Below are 15,533 nucleotides of genomic sequence, written 5' to 3' on the forward strand. Positions count from 1 at the left end.
ACCACCGATGAGCTGATTCCCTCCGGCGAAACCTCGTCCTACCGTTCCAATCCCATGCGGCTGGCGGAGTTTACCCTGTCCCGCCGAGAACCGCAATACGTTCCCCGCGCCAAGGCAATTGCCGCGGAGGAAGCGGAGCGTTTGGCGGGAAAACCTGTGGAAAAGCTGGTTTCTCTTCTCAATCGCGTGGGCGACGGGATGGCACTTCTGAAAACCACCCAATTCGGCTCCGCCATTTACGCGAACCGGCCCGGAGACGGCTCCGCCCGGGAGCAAGCAGCCTCCTGCCAGCGGGTGCTGGGGGGCTGCGCCAACCTCTGCCAAAGCTTTGCCACCAAGCGCTACCGCTCCAACTGCATCAACTGGGGCATTTTCCCCTTCACTATGGATACGGACTTCCCCGGCGAGAACGGCGACCACGTATATATTCCTGATGTGCGGGAGGCCGTCATCCGCGAAAAGGAGTCCCTGTCCGCCGTGCTGCTGCGCAGAGACGGGACCACCATCCCCCTCACCCTCCACTTACAGGACCTGACGGCAGAGGAGCGGGAGATTCTGCTGGATGGGTGCCTTATGAATTATTATAGAAAGAAGAATGGCTGAAATGGAAAAGCTTCAAATGAAAACGCCCTTGGTGGAGATGGACGGAGACGAGATGACCCGCGTGCTTTGGCGCATCATCCGGGACGAACTGATCTGCCCCTACGTAGATTTGAAAACGGAATATTACGATCTGGGCCTACCCCATCGGGATGAGACGGGGGATCACGTCACACTGGAAGCGGCCAACGCCACCCGACGGCTGGGCGTGGCGGTGAAATGCGCCACCATCACCGCCAACCGCCAGCGGCAGGAGGAATATGGCCTGAAAGAAATTTGGCCCTCGCCCAACGGTACCATCCGTGCTGTGTTGGACGGAACGGCCTTTCGTGCACCCATTTTGCTTCCCTTCCTCCGTCCGGCGGTGCCGGGCTGGGAAAAGCCCATCACTGTGGCTCGTCACGCCTACGGCGACATGTACAAGGCCGTGGAGTTAGTGACGGACGAGCCAGGAGTCGCCACACTGGATTTCACCGGCGAAAGCGGTAGAACGCAAAGTCTTACCGTCGCAAAGACAAAAGGCCCCGCGGTGTTTCAAGGCCAGCACAATACGGAGGTTTCTATCCGCGCCTTTGTCCGCTCCTGCTTTCAGTATGCGCTGGATACAAGGCAGGATTTGTGGTTCTCCGCCAAGGACACCATTTCCAAGGAGTACGACGGGGAGTTCCGTCGGGTGTTTGACGAGGAGTTTGAATCCACCTACAAGGCGAAATTCACCCCCTTGGGCCTTCAGTATTTTTACACGCTGATCGACGACGCGGTGTCCCGCGTCATGCGCTCCAAGGGTGGCTTCGTCTGGGCGCTGAAGAATTACGACGGCGACGTGATGAGCGACATGGTGGCCGCCGCCTTTGGCTCTCTTGCTATGATGACCTCCGTGTTGATGGCTCCGGACGGGTCCGTGGAGTTCGAGGCGTCCCACGGCACCGTCACGCGGCACTTTTACCGCTATCGCACCGGAGAAAAGCCCTCCACCAACGCCACAGCCACTATTTTCGCCTGGACCGGCGCTCTGCGCCGCCGGGGGGAGTTGGACGGACTGCCGGATTTAGTTTCCTTCGCGGGAAAATTGGAGAGCGCCTGCCTTGAAACCATGCGGGACGGCATCCTCACCGGCGATCTGGCGGTTTTGGTAGAACAGGAGCATTGCAGGCAAGTCGTCAATTTCGAGGAATCTTTGGAGGCCATCGCAAAGCGACTGTTCGCAAAAATGCACAGTGCCTCTGGGCGGTAAACCGTCCCATTGCTCCTTTCCTAGCATAGGACTGAGAGGCGGCCCATTTGGGGCCGCCTCTCAACGTTTCGTGTTGCTTCCCTATAAAAACCCCCGGGGGAGAACTGCTCGTTCTCCCCCAGGGGTTTTATAGCAGATTGTAAAAAGAGCGCGTTCTTTACTCCGGCTGCATGGCGGCGCGGAGTGCATCCGTCACCGCACCCTCGAACAGCTCCGTAGCGTGGGCGTGAAGCGTCTCCATCGCGCCTGCGGAAAGCTTGCAGTCCATTTTCCCGCCCATGGACAAATCCATGTCGAAGATAAATTTCACCTCAGGGTCCTGCTGCCCGTCGGGCCGATTGCCCCGTAAACGGCCCGGACCGGCGTGAATTTTCCCCACGCTGCTGGAATTCAGCTTGCATTGCAGGTCCACTCCGCAGTTAAGCACATCCTCTTCCCGCACATCTGGCTCGGCAAGAGGACCGAGATAGGCGGGTGTAATCAGCTCCGTCCACGGCGTTCCTTGCAAAGCCAGCTTCTCCCGGGAGAGAATGTTCACATACCGTAGGCCCACCCGCTCGAAATAAGCAGGTTTATAGATGCGGATAAATTCTGCCAGAGGCCGGTCCAGTTCCCGGGCAAATTCCTCCCATCCGGTATAGCGCAGGGTGGATAGGGCCAGAAAGTTCTGAGTCAGGTTGATTTTCCACAGGTTGTCCGAAGACACGAAATGATAATTACTCACGGCCTTCTGTTGCCGGACCTGCGGATTGGGACCGCCCATGCCCTCCACCTGAGGCGGAACCGCGTCCTCCTTCCGGGCAAACTGGGGAAAGTCCTCCCGAATCGCCTCCTGAAACGCCGCGGGCTCCTGCTCGTTGATGGTCAGAATCGTGGGAAACCGAAACTGGCAGATCACCTCATGGGCGGGGGCGTTTGTATAAACCGTTCTGGGATGTTTGGAAAACAGCATAGCTCAAAGGCTCCTTTTTTCAACGTTGCCCTTATCATAGCCCTCTGGCCAAAAAAAGTCAATCAAAGGTAAAAGCGATGACAGCCGATCGTGGTGTAATAGGTCCTGTTTCCGTTGATCCACAGCCCTTGGGACAAAGAAGGCGCGTAAAAATACATGCTTTTCCCCACCACGCTCACTCCGTCCAGTGCCATCTTTGCCGCCACCACGGAGCCGTCGGAGGGAGGATTATAAACCGTCCCGTTGCTCACCGGTTCAAACTGCACGGCATCCTTTCTGTCAAACACCACCTGTCGGATGGTATCGGGAAACTCTGAAGAGATCACCCGGTTCAGAACCACATTTCCCACCGCAATTCGGCCCTCCAGCGGCTCCCCTCCGCTTTCGGCGTTGATGATACGGGAGAGCCAATACAGTTCTTCCGCGTCATAAGGGGCATTGGGGGATGTCACCGCCGCGCCGCCGAAGATCCCGTCCCACGCGGCAGCTCCTCCGCAGGCGGTGGCAATCAGCCGCAGGGGAACATAGGTCCGTCCATTTTCCACCGTCACAATTCCCTCATATGTATATCCGTTCACCGTGAGGGAGTCAAGGGCGGGATTCACCCTCAGCCACCGGTCTTCGCTCTCGGCCACAGCCTCTTTTCGCGTCCCGTCCCAGAAAAGCTTCCAGCCGCCAAACGCATCCAGCAGCGTCCGCAGGGGGACGTAGGTCACACCGTCTCGTATGTAATTCACCGAATCCATGATTTCACCGTCTACCTGCACCGGTACCGTCCGATTCAATCCCGCAGCGGGAATGGCGACTCTCACCGCCAACGTCGCCGCCAGCATTGCCGCTGTCATCACGCGTCTCATTTTCCGTCGTCCTTTCTGCTCTTCCCCCGGCAGCACGGTGTGCGCAGGGTGCAGTGCTTCCGAATTTATGTGAATTTCCCATAAAAAGCATACAGGAGGTTACAAAAAGTTACAAGCTTCAAAAAATGGATAAACTGGAAATATAAGGAAGCACAAAAATGCAGCCCCGTTCTGATTGGAACGGGGCTGCATAAAACGGTCAAACAGTTTCGGTATGAAACGCTTTGCAGAGTTCACGCCAACTGGCGCGAAACAATGAAACTATGTTTTCTCCGGCGTGTATTTTCTCAGAACATGGGCGTGGAGAGATAGCGCTCTCCCGTGTCCGGCAGCAGAGCCACAACGGTTTTCCCCCGGTTTTCCGTCCGCTTCGCCAGTTGAATCGCAGCCCAGACCGCCGCGCCGGAAGTAATGCCCAACAGCAAGCCCTCCCGCCGCGCCAGCACGCGGCCTATCGCATAAGCGTCTTCATCGGAAACGGGGATGATTTCATCCAGAACCGCTCGGTCCAGATTTTTCGGCACAAAATTCGCGCCGATGCCCTGAAGCCCATGAGGTCCCGCAATTCCAAGGCTCAGCAGCGGCGAAGCGGACGGCTCCACGCCAACCACCTGCACGCGGGGATTGTTCTCCTTGAGATACTTCCCCACCCCACTGACGGTACCGCCAGTGCCCACGCCCGCCACAAAGAGATCCACCTGGCCGTCGGTATCTGCCCAGATTTCCGGACCCGTGGTATCATAATGAGCCGCCGGGTTTGCGGGATTGTCAAACTGACCGCCTAAGATGCTTCCCGGCGTGGCCTTTTGCAGCTCTTCTGCTTTTTTTACCGCGCCTGCCATGCCCTCGCTTCCTGATGTGAGGACGATCTCCGCGCCATAGGCCCGGATTAAGCTCTGCCGCTCCTTGCTCATGGTTTCCGGCATGGTGAGAATCACGCGATAGCCCCGTGCGCCACCCACAGCGGCAAGGCCAATGCCTGTGTTTCCGGAAGTAGGCTCAATAATCGTGCCGCCGGACGTGAGCCGCCCGGTCCGCTCCGCCTCCGCGATGATGCGCGCGGCCACCCGGTCTTTGGCGCTGCCTGCGGGGTTAAAGCTCTCCAACTTTGCCAGTAACGCCGCGTCCAGTCCGTATTCCTGTTCGATTCTGCGAAGCCGCGCCAGCGGCGTGTGTCCAATGAGGTCTTCTATTCCTTCGTAAATGTTCATAAAGCCCCCTCTCCGCCTGCGGCGGCAATCCATCCACGCACGGCAGCCCACGCGTCAGGTTAACAGCTTCCAAAGCTCACGGACAAAGAAAATAGTCAGCACAACCAGAATCACGGGTTTTACGGACTTTGCGCCCTTGCTGGAGAAAAACCTCGCCCCGGCATAATTTCCGGCGATGCTGAATAGCCCCGCCGTCAGCCCCAGCGTCAGCAGCACCTTTCCGCTGAACAGGTATACCGCCAGCGCCGCCACATTGGTGGCCAGATTAATGGCCTTGGTCACCCCATTGGCCTTGCGCAGGTCCATGTGGGCCGCCCCGGTGAGTATCAAAATTAAAAATGTGCCGGTGCCAGGACCGTAAAACCCGTCGTATACGCCGATGACCAGCGCCGCCGCAATTACGATGGCAATTGTTTTGCTCAGGGGAAATTCCTCCCGCTCTTCCGTCTCTTTCAACGCTTTGCCTCGCAGAACATACACAGCGGTAAGGGGCAGAATCACCAGCATGACGATGCGGAATGCCCCTTCGTTCAGCAACAGTGCCCGCTTCGCTCCCAGCGTGGAGCCGATCAGCGCAAACACCACTCCGGCGGACGACTCCCGCCACGGGATATACCCGCTGCGGGCATAGCGAAACGTGGCAATGGCGGTACCCATGGCGGAGGAGGTCTTGTTGGTGGCGATGGCGTTGTGCACGGGCAGCCCGGTCAGCAGGTAAGCGGGCAGGGAAATCAGTCCTCCGCCCCCCGCGATGGCATCCACAAATCCCGCCAAAAACACTAGCGGGCAAACAATCAGATAGGGCAGCAATTCGCTCACCGGCGCGCCTCCTTCTCTTCTTCTCGTCCGCACAGCTTTGTTCCTGCGACGCACAGGGCAAACACGAACCAGAATACGCTCATCACTCTGGGATAGTTCCAAGGATAGTCTGCAAGGCCACAGACCATCATGCCACACAGGGCAGACGCGGCGGCACAGGTGAGGGTGCGGGCGGCAGAATCGCCGCAGTGGCGCACGGCCCGGGCGGCGTTTTTGATGCTCAGCAGCATGGCTCCCACAAAGGAAACCACACCCAGCAGCCCCGCCTCAATCCAGATCTGCAAATAGATGTTGTGGGCGTGGACAAAGGGAGCCTTTGCATGGTAGAGGTTGTTGTCCTTGATAAACTGCTGCACGGCGGCAGTGCCAAGGCCTGCCCCGGTGACGGGAGAAGTCTTGATGGTGGCAAGCGCCGCTTCGTAGAGAGGAATCCGCCCGGAGGTGGAACTGTCCTCTTTGTTGGTAATGGTCAGTATGCGGTTTAAAATGCTGTCAGGCAGCAGCGGGACAGCCAGAATGCACCCGGCGGCAAACAGGGGGAGCAGCTTGGGTTTCCACAAAATCACTGCTACCACCATGGCAAACGCCATCCCTACCCAGCTAGCCCGGGAATAGGTCATAGCCAGAGACGCCGCGCCCACGGCAAACACACCGAAGGACGCAAGCCGGAAGACGGGCCGCCTAGCGCACAGTGCCAGCCCCAACACCAGTGGCAGCAACAGAATCAGGACTTGCGCAAAGGTATTGGGATTGTCGAAGAAGGACTCCACCCGTCCCGGCATCCCGTAATTCACGTCCAAATCCACATAGGATTTATTCACCGCTACGCCCTGAATCCGCTGATAGACCGCGTACAGCGACGAAATCAGCACCACGCCGCTCCCGCCGGCAGCAAGGCGTTTGAGATCTTCCGTGCTCCGCACGGCCGAAACTGTTACCAGCACGCACAGAAGGCAGGTGGCGTGGTACACTAAAAATCGGGTAGAAAGGCCGGGATATGCGGAGAAAACCACGCCCAGCGCCGCCGCCAGAAACATTCCGGCGGCGTAAGGGCCCACGGATTTGACATCCAGCCGGAAATCGCTGTACCGCCGCATGGAGCCCACGTAGAACAGCACCAGCAGCAGCGCAAACCCCAGAAAATTATAAGCGTTGTTCCACCGCTCGAAGGGAATGACCCACAGCGCCAGAATCACCCAAAACTCTCCCACGGCGGTTTCATCTCCCATGGAAAAGGCAAGACGCGCAAAAAAGCTCCCGTCAAACTGCGCTTGAAACGCCCCGTACAGCCGATGGAGCAGTGCCCCCGGTAAATTGACAAGGGCACTCAGGACGCGGCAGGTCCGACTGTCGCCCCACGACCGGGCCACGACCCCCTCCCGGAAGAAAAAGCCACAAATACACGACCCGTCCATCAGACGCTCGCACCCCCGGCCCAGAGCCGCCATCAGGCGATGGAGGGCGCTTTGCTCATAGGCCCCACACAGCGCGGCCCATAGAGAAAAAAGAAAACTCTCCCGAATGGAAAACATGAATGCACCCTCTCCGTTTCTATCTGCGGTTTTTCAGGCGGTAAAGCTGGGTCAGCGTGAAGAAGTGCCGTCCCTTTACCAGCCGGACCACCAGCCGCTTATTTGCCGACAAACCCTCCGGCGTCAGCTCTGCAATGGCCCGAGCCATCTCAGGCCGTGCGCACAGCGCCTCCACGGCCTTTTGTTTTTCCCGGGCAGAGCGAGAATTTCCCTTGGCATACTCATTGCCGATGGCAATCAGCAAACCCGCCCAGTTGGAGTTTTCCCGCCACTGGGGGCGGAGGGTTTCCAGACCGTTCCGCGCCACAAGCTCTTCCTTCCGCTCCATAAAGCGGCCGAAGACCCGCAAAAAGTCCGGCATGTACTTGTGGGTGGCGGAAGCGGGGTTGAGATAATAGCGGTAGAGGGGCTGTTCCGTCACAGCAAGCCGTTTCGCATGGCAGAAATACTCCATTAAAAACAACTCGTCCTCCAGATACGCACCTTCAAAGGTGATGCCCTTGCTTCTGAGAATCTCCCGTGAGAATAAAAACCGCCAGATAAAGCCGTTGAACACGGGCTGGGTTAGACGGTCCCCCAGTAAGGGGGCCACGATGCCCTGCCGGATTCCCTCCCCGTCGTACACACCCGCGAGGAGCACCCGTTCGGGCGTCTCTGTCCCGTCGGGCAGACAGTTTAAATGGGCACAGGCGGCGCTATCCGCGCCCGCCCCTTGCCGCAGATTCCACAGTGTTTCTAGGCACGAAGGCGCATAGCGGTCGTCCGCGTCCAAAAAGGCGATGTAATCGCCCTTAGCCTCCTCCAACGCCAAATTTCGGGCGGCGCTCACGCCGCCATTCTTTTCCTTATGAAGCGCCCGGATGCGCCCGTCTCCAGCGGCGCATCGGTCACACAGCGCCGGGGATCCGTCGGTACAGCCGTCATCCACCAGAAGTAACTCCCAGTCGGAAAACGTCTGGTTTTGGACACTTTCCACGCACGCTTCAATATACTTCTCCGCCTGATATACAGGCACAATCACAGAGATTGAAGGCATGTTTCCACACCACTCCTTTATCCGCAGTTCGCAATGTTAGAGTATAGCCCATTTTCTCCCGCCGGTCAACCGCGCCGAAAACACGGCGGCCTTTCGTTCAGCAGCAAGGCTGTCAGCTCCTCTGCGTCGTCCGCCAGCAGTTCTGCCCCGGCACACATTAGCTCTTCCCGGCCTCGAAAACCCCAGGTCACGCCGCACACACGAAGCCCCGCGTTGTGCCCGGTCAAAACGTCCACGTCACTGTCGCCTATGTAAACGGACTCCGCCGCGGAAATCCTCAACTCCGAAAGCAAGGCAAACACCCCGGCAGGGTCCGGCTTTGCGGGAATTCCGTCCCGCTTGCCACGCACCGCGTCAAACGCGTCCTCAAAGTAATGCCGCACCAGCGCGGGACAAAAATCGTCCGCCTTGTTGGAGAAAACGGCCAGCTTCATTCCCGCCTCCCGCAGAGTTTCCAACATCTTCAAAACACCGGGGTAGGGCGCGGTGTTGTCCATTTTATGGGCGTCGTAATAATCCATAAACCGATGGACAGACTCCGCCATTCTTTCCGGCGTGCGCTCCCTCTCCGGGGTAAAGCGCTCCGCCAGCTTGGGGATTCCGTTGCCCACCATATGGCGGATTTCGCCGGTGGTAAAGGTTGGCCAGCCGTTTTGTACACAGACGTGGTTGGCGGCATCCGTCAAGTCGTCCAGCGTGTTCAGCAGCGTGCCGTCCAAATCAAAGATTACCGCTTTCAACATCATGCGTCCCTGCTTCTCCTTATAAATTGAATCTATCCCCGGCAAATGCGCTTCCGTTTTGACACGGATGTTACGGTTCTCTTCACCGATGACAACACGGCCATCTTATCACAATTCTGCCCCCGGGACAAGCGCGTGGGGCCATAAAAAGTCCCAGATTCTTTTAGTGGCTTTCCATCTTCGCAGGATTTTTTTGCGTTTTTCGCGCAACAAGCGCGCCGAGGAATTTTTCCCCGACGCGCTTGTTTTTTGGTTTCTTATTTGACGGCAGCCTTCAGTGCGTCCACCCGATCGGTGTCCTCCCACTTCACGCCGAGGTCCGTACGTCCCATGTGTCCGTATGCCGCAAGCTTGCGATAGATGGGTCTGCGCAGGTCCAGATCCCGGATGATGGCAGTGGGCCGCAGGTCAAACACCTTTTCAACGGCACCTTCCAGCACATCGTCTCCCACCGTGCCGGTGCCGAAGGTATCCACCAGAATGCTCACGGGTCGGGCCACGCCGATGGCGTAGGCCAACTCCACCTGACAGCGCCGGGCAAGGCCCGCCGCCACGATGTTCTTCGCCACATACCGGGCGGCGTAGGCCGCGGAGCGATCCACCTTGGTGGGGTCCTTACCGGAAAAGCAGCCGCCGCCATGGGGTGCGCTGCCGCCATAGGTATCCACGATGATCTTCCGGCCCGTCAGACCCGTGTCGGCCGCAGGGCCGCCCTTGACGAAGCGTCCCGTTGGATTGACATAATATTTGGTGTCGCCGTCCAGCATGTCGGCGGGAATCACGGCCTTGATGACATGTTCAAGCATGTCTGCGCGGATGGTTTCAAGAGACGTGTCCGGGTCGTGCTGGGTGGAGATGACCACGGTGTCCACCCGCACGGGGCGATTGTTCTCATCATACTCCACCGTGACCTGACTTTTGCCGTCGGGCCGGAGATAGCGGAGTTGCCCGCTCTTGCGCACCGCTGTCAATCGCAGGGCAAGCTTCTGCGCAAGAGACAGGGGCAGGGGCATCCGCTCGGGCGTCTCGTCGCAGGCATAGCCAAACATCATGCCCTGATCGCCCGCGCCGTTGGAAAGCTCTCCGTCGTCGGACGCCTTGCTCTCCAAAGACTTATCCACGCCAAGGGCGATGTCGTCGGACTGCTCGTCGATGGAGGTGATGACGGCACAGGTGTCGCAGTCAAACCCATACTTGCCTCGGTCATAGCCGATTTCCCGGACCACCTCCCGGGCGATTTTGGGAATGTCCACGTAGCAGGAGGTGGTGATCTCGCCCATTACGTGAATGAGGCCTGTGCAGGCCGTGGTTTCACAGGCCACGCGGCCCTGAGGGTCTTGCTCCAGAATCGCATCCAGCACCGCATCGGAAATCTGGTCGCAGATTTTGTCCGGATGCCCCTCGGTCACGGATTCAGAGGTAAAGAGATAATGTCTTGCCATGATAAATTCGTCCTTTCTTTTGTTCCAGCCGCCGTTTGGCGGCGCCGTCGAAGCACAAAAACGCACACCTTCCAACAAAGAAAGTGTGCAAAAGTTCTTTTGCTCCTCATCTGTCGGATTCCGCCGGATTTGGCACCTTGTCAAAGACAGGTTGCCGTGGTTTCATCGGGCCGTTCCCTCCGCCACTCTTGATAAGGGATTCAATTGTGAAATTATCATATAAAATCTTTTCTCACTTGTCAAGCTGCAATTTAAAAATTTTTCCGATTTCGTTTAAAGAACCTGATTAATTGAGTGAAACAGGGCTGTCTTTTCCAGGGACTCCTTTTACAAGATACACCGTCATGGAGTCCAAATATTTTTTGATATCACTGTTATAAAAAGCCATAAGCGCATCCACATCTCTGCAATAAAATTCAAGCAGCACTTCTTTTCCGCCACTGATAATGGTTTCACATCGAATAACCTCAGGTACGGAGGAAATGTAAGTATAAAACCGATCTAGCATTATAAGGTATACTCCGCCAATAAGAAATCCATGAACCCCTATTCCCAGTTTTTCCGGATCAATCAGAGTCCGGTATCCCCGAATCACGCCGATATCTTCCATCCGTTCCACTCTTCTGTTCACAGCGGTTACACTTAGATGCACTTCCTTCGCAATCGCACTGAGCTTCGCCTTGGCGTTTTCCTGCAGTAACGCCAATATTTTGAGATCGAGGTCATCCAGAGACATATTTAAATCCCCCCAATTTCTCAGCTATCCGTCAGTTCAAAGCGGCACAAAAACCGCGATAATATTATATAGGAATTAGGGTGGTAATTCAACTTATTTTGGACTCTTTTTTCGATAAAAAATAGAGTTTTTTCACAAAATGGCACTTCCTAACGCAGCGATTAACATTACAATGCGCAAATACGCCTGCTATAATATTTTCAATGGGCGGAATGGTCCGGCGGGTGTACAACGCCCGGCTAAAAAAGCCTGAGTCTGTTTAGTAGGAGGCGTTTAACTTGCGTAAAATCAAGATTGAGTTTCCCAAAGCCAATATTATTGTCTACGCAGAGGTCATAGAAGACAAGCACCCCACCCTTGCAAATGAACTTTGGGAAAAAATTGCAGCACCAATGGAGTGTGAGGCCCATAACACTCTGTCCACGGGCGACTATGTTCAATGCCGTCCGATTCCTCCATATCATGTTCCCAACAATGTCGGTGATCAGTCCAATCCCTTGGGTGGCAGGGATGTCCCCGCCCTTTGCGACTGCTCCAACGGCGACATTGCCTGGTCCGGCTGGTATTTTGCCATGACATACGGCCCCTGCTCCGAGCCTCTGCCCAACATGGGGCCAATCATGGCAAGGGTCGAGCCGCAGTATCTCGAAGCATTCCACCGCGGCGGCATGGATTGCTGGAATCATACTTACCTTTATCATGAGCTTGCTACGGTTATTTTCAGCAGAGGGGAGGCAATCGCATGTCAGTAAATTGGATGGATCTGAAGCGCGAAATTCATAACGAAGTTGAAAAGGTTTGGTTTCATGAGCCAACCGAGGTCACGATGAGCAAGCTCGGCATTTTCCCCAGCGGCGCCGGTACCAACCACCAATATCTCGGCAATCTGTTTTTCCTTAACGCCGACACGCAGGCAATGGGCTGGTGGACCATCGAACCCACCATGTACTGCGTGCTGGGCGATGAAAGGTTCTCTTTGGATATTTGCAAGCAGCTTTTTATTTACCTCAACGGTCCGATTGCTCATCTTTTGGGTGACGTGCTGGAGCCCAATTGCCCGGCTCCTTGGTTGAACATGCCCAAATTTGCTTACTTCCACGACAAAATTGTGGAATCCTATGCGACCATTGAAACCAAAGAAGAGCTCCGCGATTTACTGTGGTCCTGGTTTTGCTATGTCAATCGGATCAACAGTTGGTTTTACACCGTGCTTCCCTGGGAACTGGGCAAGAACTTGCAGCGCAAAGATTTGAACGATGTACAGCATCTGGCCGACCTTCTTGGCTATAAACTGGAGCAACAATAATTTCTTTTTTCCTTATATCTTTGTTATGCCCCTAATTCCTGCCTTTGCAAAACGGCGTTTCTGCACAGCAATATTCCCTTCAAAAAGGCGGCACATCGCAGGCAGAATTTTGTAATATAAAGGACGGGCAGAGCCTAGGCTCTGCCCGCTCTTTTTGCGCTCTGCATTAAAAAGCATTCATTGCCTGATTACTGCTATTTAAGCTATTTATGCTTCCCACAATTGCAAGTTCTGCACATCGTAGGCAATTGGCATAGATTCGGTGGAAGCTGTGCCGTCGCGCAACAATTATGCTCTTTCGCGTCCAGTTTTTCTCTTTACTAGAAGAAATTTAAAAATTATACATGACTTTTCCGCCGAACCCGGTTATAATGTCACTTGTATTTTACCTGTATGCTTGGAGGGTCCTGCATTGAAAAAGCTCAACAGCGCCGTTGATCGGTTCGCGTATAACCACCCCCGGTTCGGCATTCCCAACTTGATGAAATATGTTGTGGCGGGTAATGCGATTGCGTTTTTGCTGCTCCAGTTCAGCAACAGTGCCGCTGTCTCGTTCCTCATCTTTTCTCCTTACCACGTGCTTCGTGGAGAAATCTGGCGGCTTATCACCTTTATTTTCATGCCCGTCAACGCCCGCAACGTTTTCTTTCTGATTTTGTCCCTTTATTTTTATTATTGGATCGGCAATCTCTTGGAACGGGAATGGGGTACCCCGAAATTCACACTGTATTATCTTTCCGGTATGGTGCTGTCTGTTCTGACGGGCTTTATCGTGTATTTTGCCGGGGGTAGCGGCATCATTTCAGGTGCCTTCTATATCAACCTCTCCATGTTTTTTGCCGTTGCCGTGCTCTATCCGGACCTTCAGATTCTGCTGTTTTTCATTATTCCCGTGAAGCTAAAATGGCTGGCCTGGCTGGATGGGGGGCTGTTTGCCATGAGTATTCTCTTCGCGGCATTCCAGCTGAACTTACTGGGTGCTTTGCTGCCAGTGGTGGCAATTCTGAACTTTTTTGTCTTCTTCTGGACGGAGATCAGCGGGGCTATTTCCCGCCAGCGGGGCTACGCCGCTCACGCCAACTCCCACCGCACCGTCCAGTTTAAGGCCGCCACCAAGAAGCAGGAGAAAAAGGCCAGGGAGCAGGGCTATCACCACAAGTGCGCCGTCTGCGGACGGACGGACGCGGAGTATCCCAATCTTCAATTCCGGTACTGCTCCCGCTGCACAGGCTACCATTGTTTCTGTGAGGATCACATTTTCAACCACGAGCACTTTACCTCTTGACCAGAGGTTTCTTCAATTGACAAGATTTCATTGATCGCCTGCGGGCGATGTGGAGTAAGGCCCCGGGGAAGGTACTTCCCCGGGGCCTTCGCGTTTGTCTTTTTTCTCCGGCAGCACGCGGGATGCACTCTATCCGAGAAATCTTCCCAAAAGAAACGGATGGAGGGTCAGCTGATTTTGTTGTTTTCTCTAAAACCCGCATAAAAATTCAGCAGTTCCGCCAAAGGTGAAGAAAAATTCGCCGCCGTCTTTTGTACGGAGCAAAATGGCTGTATAATAATTAAAAGCTGCAATCATACGCGATTTTAACGATATGCCGCGTCGGCGCTTTGCGCCTTGGCAGCATCACACCAATATGGGCGGAATTTCCGCCCGCGCCGCCGGGTGCGCAAGCGTGTCCGGACGGGCGGATCGGAGGAAGTTTATGGAGCGTGTCAACTCACTGACGGAGAAATTAGTCCGTGCTTTTTCATCGCAGACTTTTTTGCGCAAGCTGGCCATGAGCGGGGCGGACGCCGCCGCGCTGATTTTGCCCCGGGAGTGGGACGAGGCACTTGCACCTCTGAACACTCTCGAAAAGCGACTAACCTGTGAAGACGTGCTGGCGCTGGCCCTCCCCCTGCTGAACCGACTGACGCTTCCCCCAAAAGAGGGCTGGATGGACTATGCTTACCACGTGGCGGTGTCTTTGTTGTACGATTCGGCAGACATGGAACACACTGCCAAACAGCGTGATGGAGCGTTATGCTATCTCAACATCCTGCAGATTCTTTTGAACGCCGAGCGGGAATCCCTCCCTTTTGACCCCCAGTTCGACTTTGCTTTTTGCACAGAGGAGGAACTTTCCCACAGTGGCACGGCGGAGGAATACCGTCAGTTCTTGGTGCGCTTCCGGGGCGAGTATGTATACGAGGCCATGCGCCTTGGCCGGGAGGTAACCCCTTTCCGCACGCTGGAGCATATCGCCGGAGTCCATCACGTTGCCATGAGCATTATGCGGCCCTACCACGCGGCAGGCGGGTCCGTGGACCTGCCTTTACTCTCCGCCGCCGCTGCGGGTCATGACATCGGAAAATTCGGCTGCAAGGCCGGGGAACGGGTGCCCTATCTCCACTATCACTACACCGACCAATGGTTCTCCCAGCGGGGGATGGAGACAATCGGCCTGATCGCCGCCAACCACTCCGTGTGGGATCTGGAGCTTGAAAACCTGTCCTCGGAGTCTCTCGCACTGGTGTACGCCGACTTCCGGGTGAAGCAATCCCGCGACGAAAGCGGGCAGGAAATTGCCCGTATTTACTCCATTCAGGAAGCCTTTGACGTGATTCTTTCTAAGCTCGACAACGTGAGCTACGCCAAGGAGCAGCGCTATCGCCACGTCTATGCAAAGCTTCTGGATTTTGAGAATTATATCCGCTCCTTCGGCGCGGATGTGGACCTTACAGGAAACGACGTTCCACCGCCGCCCAAAACCGACCCGGCGTTGATGCGCCCGGATCAGGTGGCTTCAGCCCTGCGGCTGACGGCAGTGGACCACAACCTGCGCCTGATGCATCGACTTGGCCACGAGCGGCTGTTTGCCAACATTCTGGAATCCGCCCGCAGCGAGCAGAGCGCCGCAAGACTGGGCGCATATCTCGGAATTTTTGAAGAATATTTCACCTATTGGTCTCATTCTCAGAAGGAGCAAACCCTGGAATTTCTTTATGATCTGCTGCTGATTCCCGACGGCGGTGTTCGCCGCCGGGCGGCCGCGCTGCTTGGCCGGGTGCTGGCGGGC

Annotated in this window: 13 protein-coding genes, 2 pseudogenes and 1 riboswitch; of the genes and pseudogenes, 6 read left to right on the top strand and 9 right to left on the bottom strand. The window is 55.8% G+C overall.

The features are described 5' to 3' along the window. Positions 1-603 (top strand): annotated as a pseudogene (locus tag RT018_RS12795) (hydratase); the annotation flags it as partial. Position 604: 1 nt separating this feature from the next. After that, positions 605-1,834: an NADP-dependent isocitrate dehydrogenase gene (locus tag RT018_RS12800; RefSeq protein ID WP_312942582.1), complete on the top strand. Its 1,230-nt coding sequence runs from the start codon at positions 605-607 to the stop codon at positions 1,832-1,834. Positions 1,835-1,991: 157 nt separating this feature from the next. On the opposite strand, the gene RT018_RS12805 is transcribed toward RT018_RS12800, so the two are convergent. The 9 genes from RT018_RS12805 to RT018_RS12845 all read right to left on the bottom strand — a co-directional run bounded on the left by RT018_RS12805 (position 1,992) and on the right by RT018_RS12845 (position 11,162). Further along, positions 1,992-2,786: a TIGR04255 family protein gene (locus tag RT018_RS12805; RefSeq protein WP_312942583.1), complete on the bottom strand. Its 795-nt coding sequence runs from the start codon at positions 2,784-2,786 to the stop codon at positions 1,992-1,994. Positions 2,787-2,848: 62 nt separating this feature from the next. Then, positions 2,849-3,643 carry a cell wall hydrolase gene (locus RT018_RS12810; RefSeq protein ID WP_312942584.1) on the bottom strand — a complete coding sequence of 265 codons (795 nt, stop codon included), beginning with the start codon at positions 3,641-3,643 and terminating at the stop codon, positions 2,849-2,851. Between the two features lie 287 nt (positions 3,644-3,930). After that, positions 3,931-4,854: a cysteine synthase A gene (cysK, locus tag RT018_RS12815; RefSeq protein ID WP_312942586.1), complete on the bottom strand. Its 924-nt coding sequence runs from the start codon at positions 4,852-4,854 to the stop codon at positions 3,931-3,933. A 54-nt stretch (positions 4,855-4,908) separates the two neighbouring features. After that, positions 4,909-5,664 (bottom strand): TSUP family transporter, encoded by a 756-nt coding sequence (locus RT018_RS12820; protein WP_312942602.1) that lies wholly within the window; start codon positions 5,662-5,664, stop codon positions 4,909-4,911. A gap of 5 nt (positions 5,665-5,669) precedes the next feature. Beyond that, positions 5,670-7,205 carry an O-antigen ligase family protein gene (locus tag RT018_RS12825; protein ID WP_312942588.1) on the bottom strand — a complete coding sequence of 512 codons (1,536 nt, stop codon included), beginning with the start codon at positions 7,203-7,205 and terminating at the stop codon, positions 5,670-5,672. Positions 7,206-7,224: 19 nt separating this feature from the next. Further along, positions 7,225-8,241: a glycosyltransferase gene (locus RT018_RS12830; RefSeq protein WP_312942589.1), complete on the bottom strand. Its 1,017-nt coding sequence runs from the start codon at positions 8,239-8,241 to the stop codon at positions 7,225-7,227. 65 nt (positions 8,242-8,306) lie between these two features. Further along, positions 8,307-8,987: an HAD family hydrolase gene (locus tag RT018_RS12835; protein ID WP_312942591.1), complete on the bottom strand. Its 681-nt coding sequence runs from the start codon at positions 8,985-8,987 to the stop codon at positions 8,307-8,309. A 254-nt stretch (positions 8,988-9,241) separates the two neighbouring features. Further along, the gene (metK, locus tag RT018_RS12840) at positions 9,242-10,426 is read right to left on the bottom strand and encodes a methionine adenosyltransferase (RefSeq protein ID WP_312942593.1); all 1,185 of its coding nucleotides are present in this window, start codon (positions 10,424-10,426) and stop codon (positions 9,242-9,244) included. 103 nt (positions 10,427-10,529) lie between these two features. After that, positions 10,530-10,624, bottom strand: a riboswitch (SAM riboswitch). An 88-nt stretch (positions 10,625-10,712) separates the two neighbouring features. Further along, complete coding sequence (locus RT018_RS12845) at positions 10,713-11,162, bottom strand: Lrp/AsnC family transcriptional regulator (protein ID WP_312942595.1); 450 nt, start codon at positions 11,160-11,162, stop codon at positions 10,713-10,715. A 278-nt stretch (positions 11,163-11,440) separates the two neighbouring features. On the opposite strand from RT018_RS12845, the gene RT018_RS12850 reads away from it, so the two are divergent. The 4 genes and pseudogenes from RT018_RS12850 to RT018_RS12865 all read left to right on the top strand — a co-directional run. Then, positions 11,441-11,914: a hypothetical protein gene (locus tag RT018_RS12850; RefSeq protein WP_312942597.1), complete on the top strand. Its 474-nt coding sequence runs from the start codon at positions 11,441-11,443 to the stop codon at positions 11,912-11,914. Next, entirely contained in the window at positions 11,905-12,468 is a 564-nt protein-coding gene (locus tag RT018_RS12855; protein ID WP_312942599.1) for a hypothetical protein, read from the top strand. The genes RT018_RS12850 and RT018_RS12855 overlap by 10 nt, the downstream gene beginning before the upstream one ends. A 412-nt stretch (positions 12,469-12,880) precedes the next feature. Further along, a complete protein-coding gene (locus RT018_RS12860) occupies positions 12,881-13,753 on the top strand; it encodes a rhomboid family intramembrane serine protease (protein WP_312942600.1) in 873 nt (290 codons plus the stop codon). Positions 13,754-14,177: 424 nt separating this feature from the next. Then, positions 14,178-15,533 (top strand): annotated as a pseudogene (locus RT018_RS12865) (cytidyltransferase-related domain protein); the annotation flags it as partial.

Source organism: Oscillibacter sp. (assembly GCF_032060045.1).
Taxonomy (GTDB): Bacteria; Bacillota; Clostridia; order Oscillospirales; family Oscillospiraceae; genus Oscillibacter.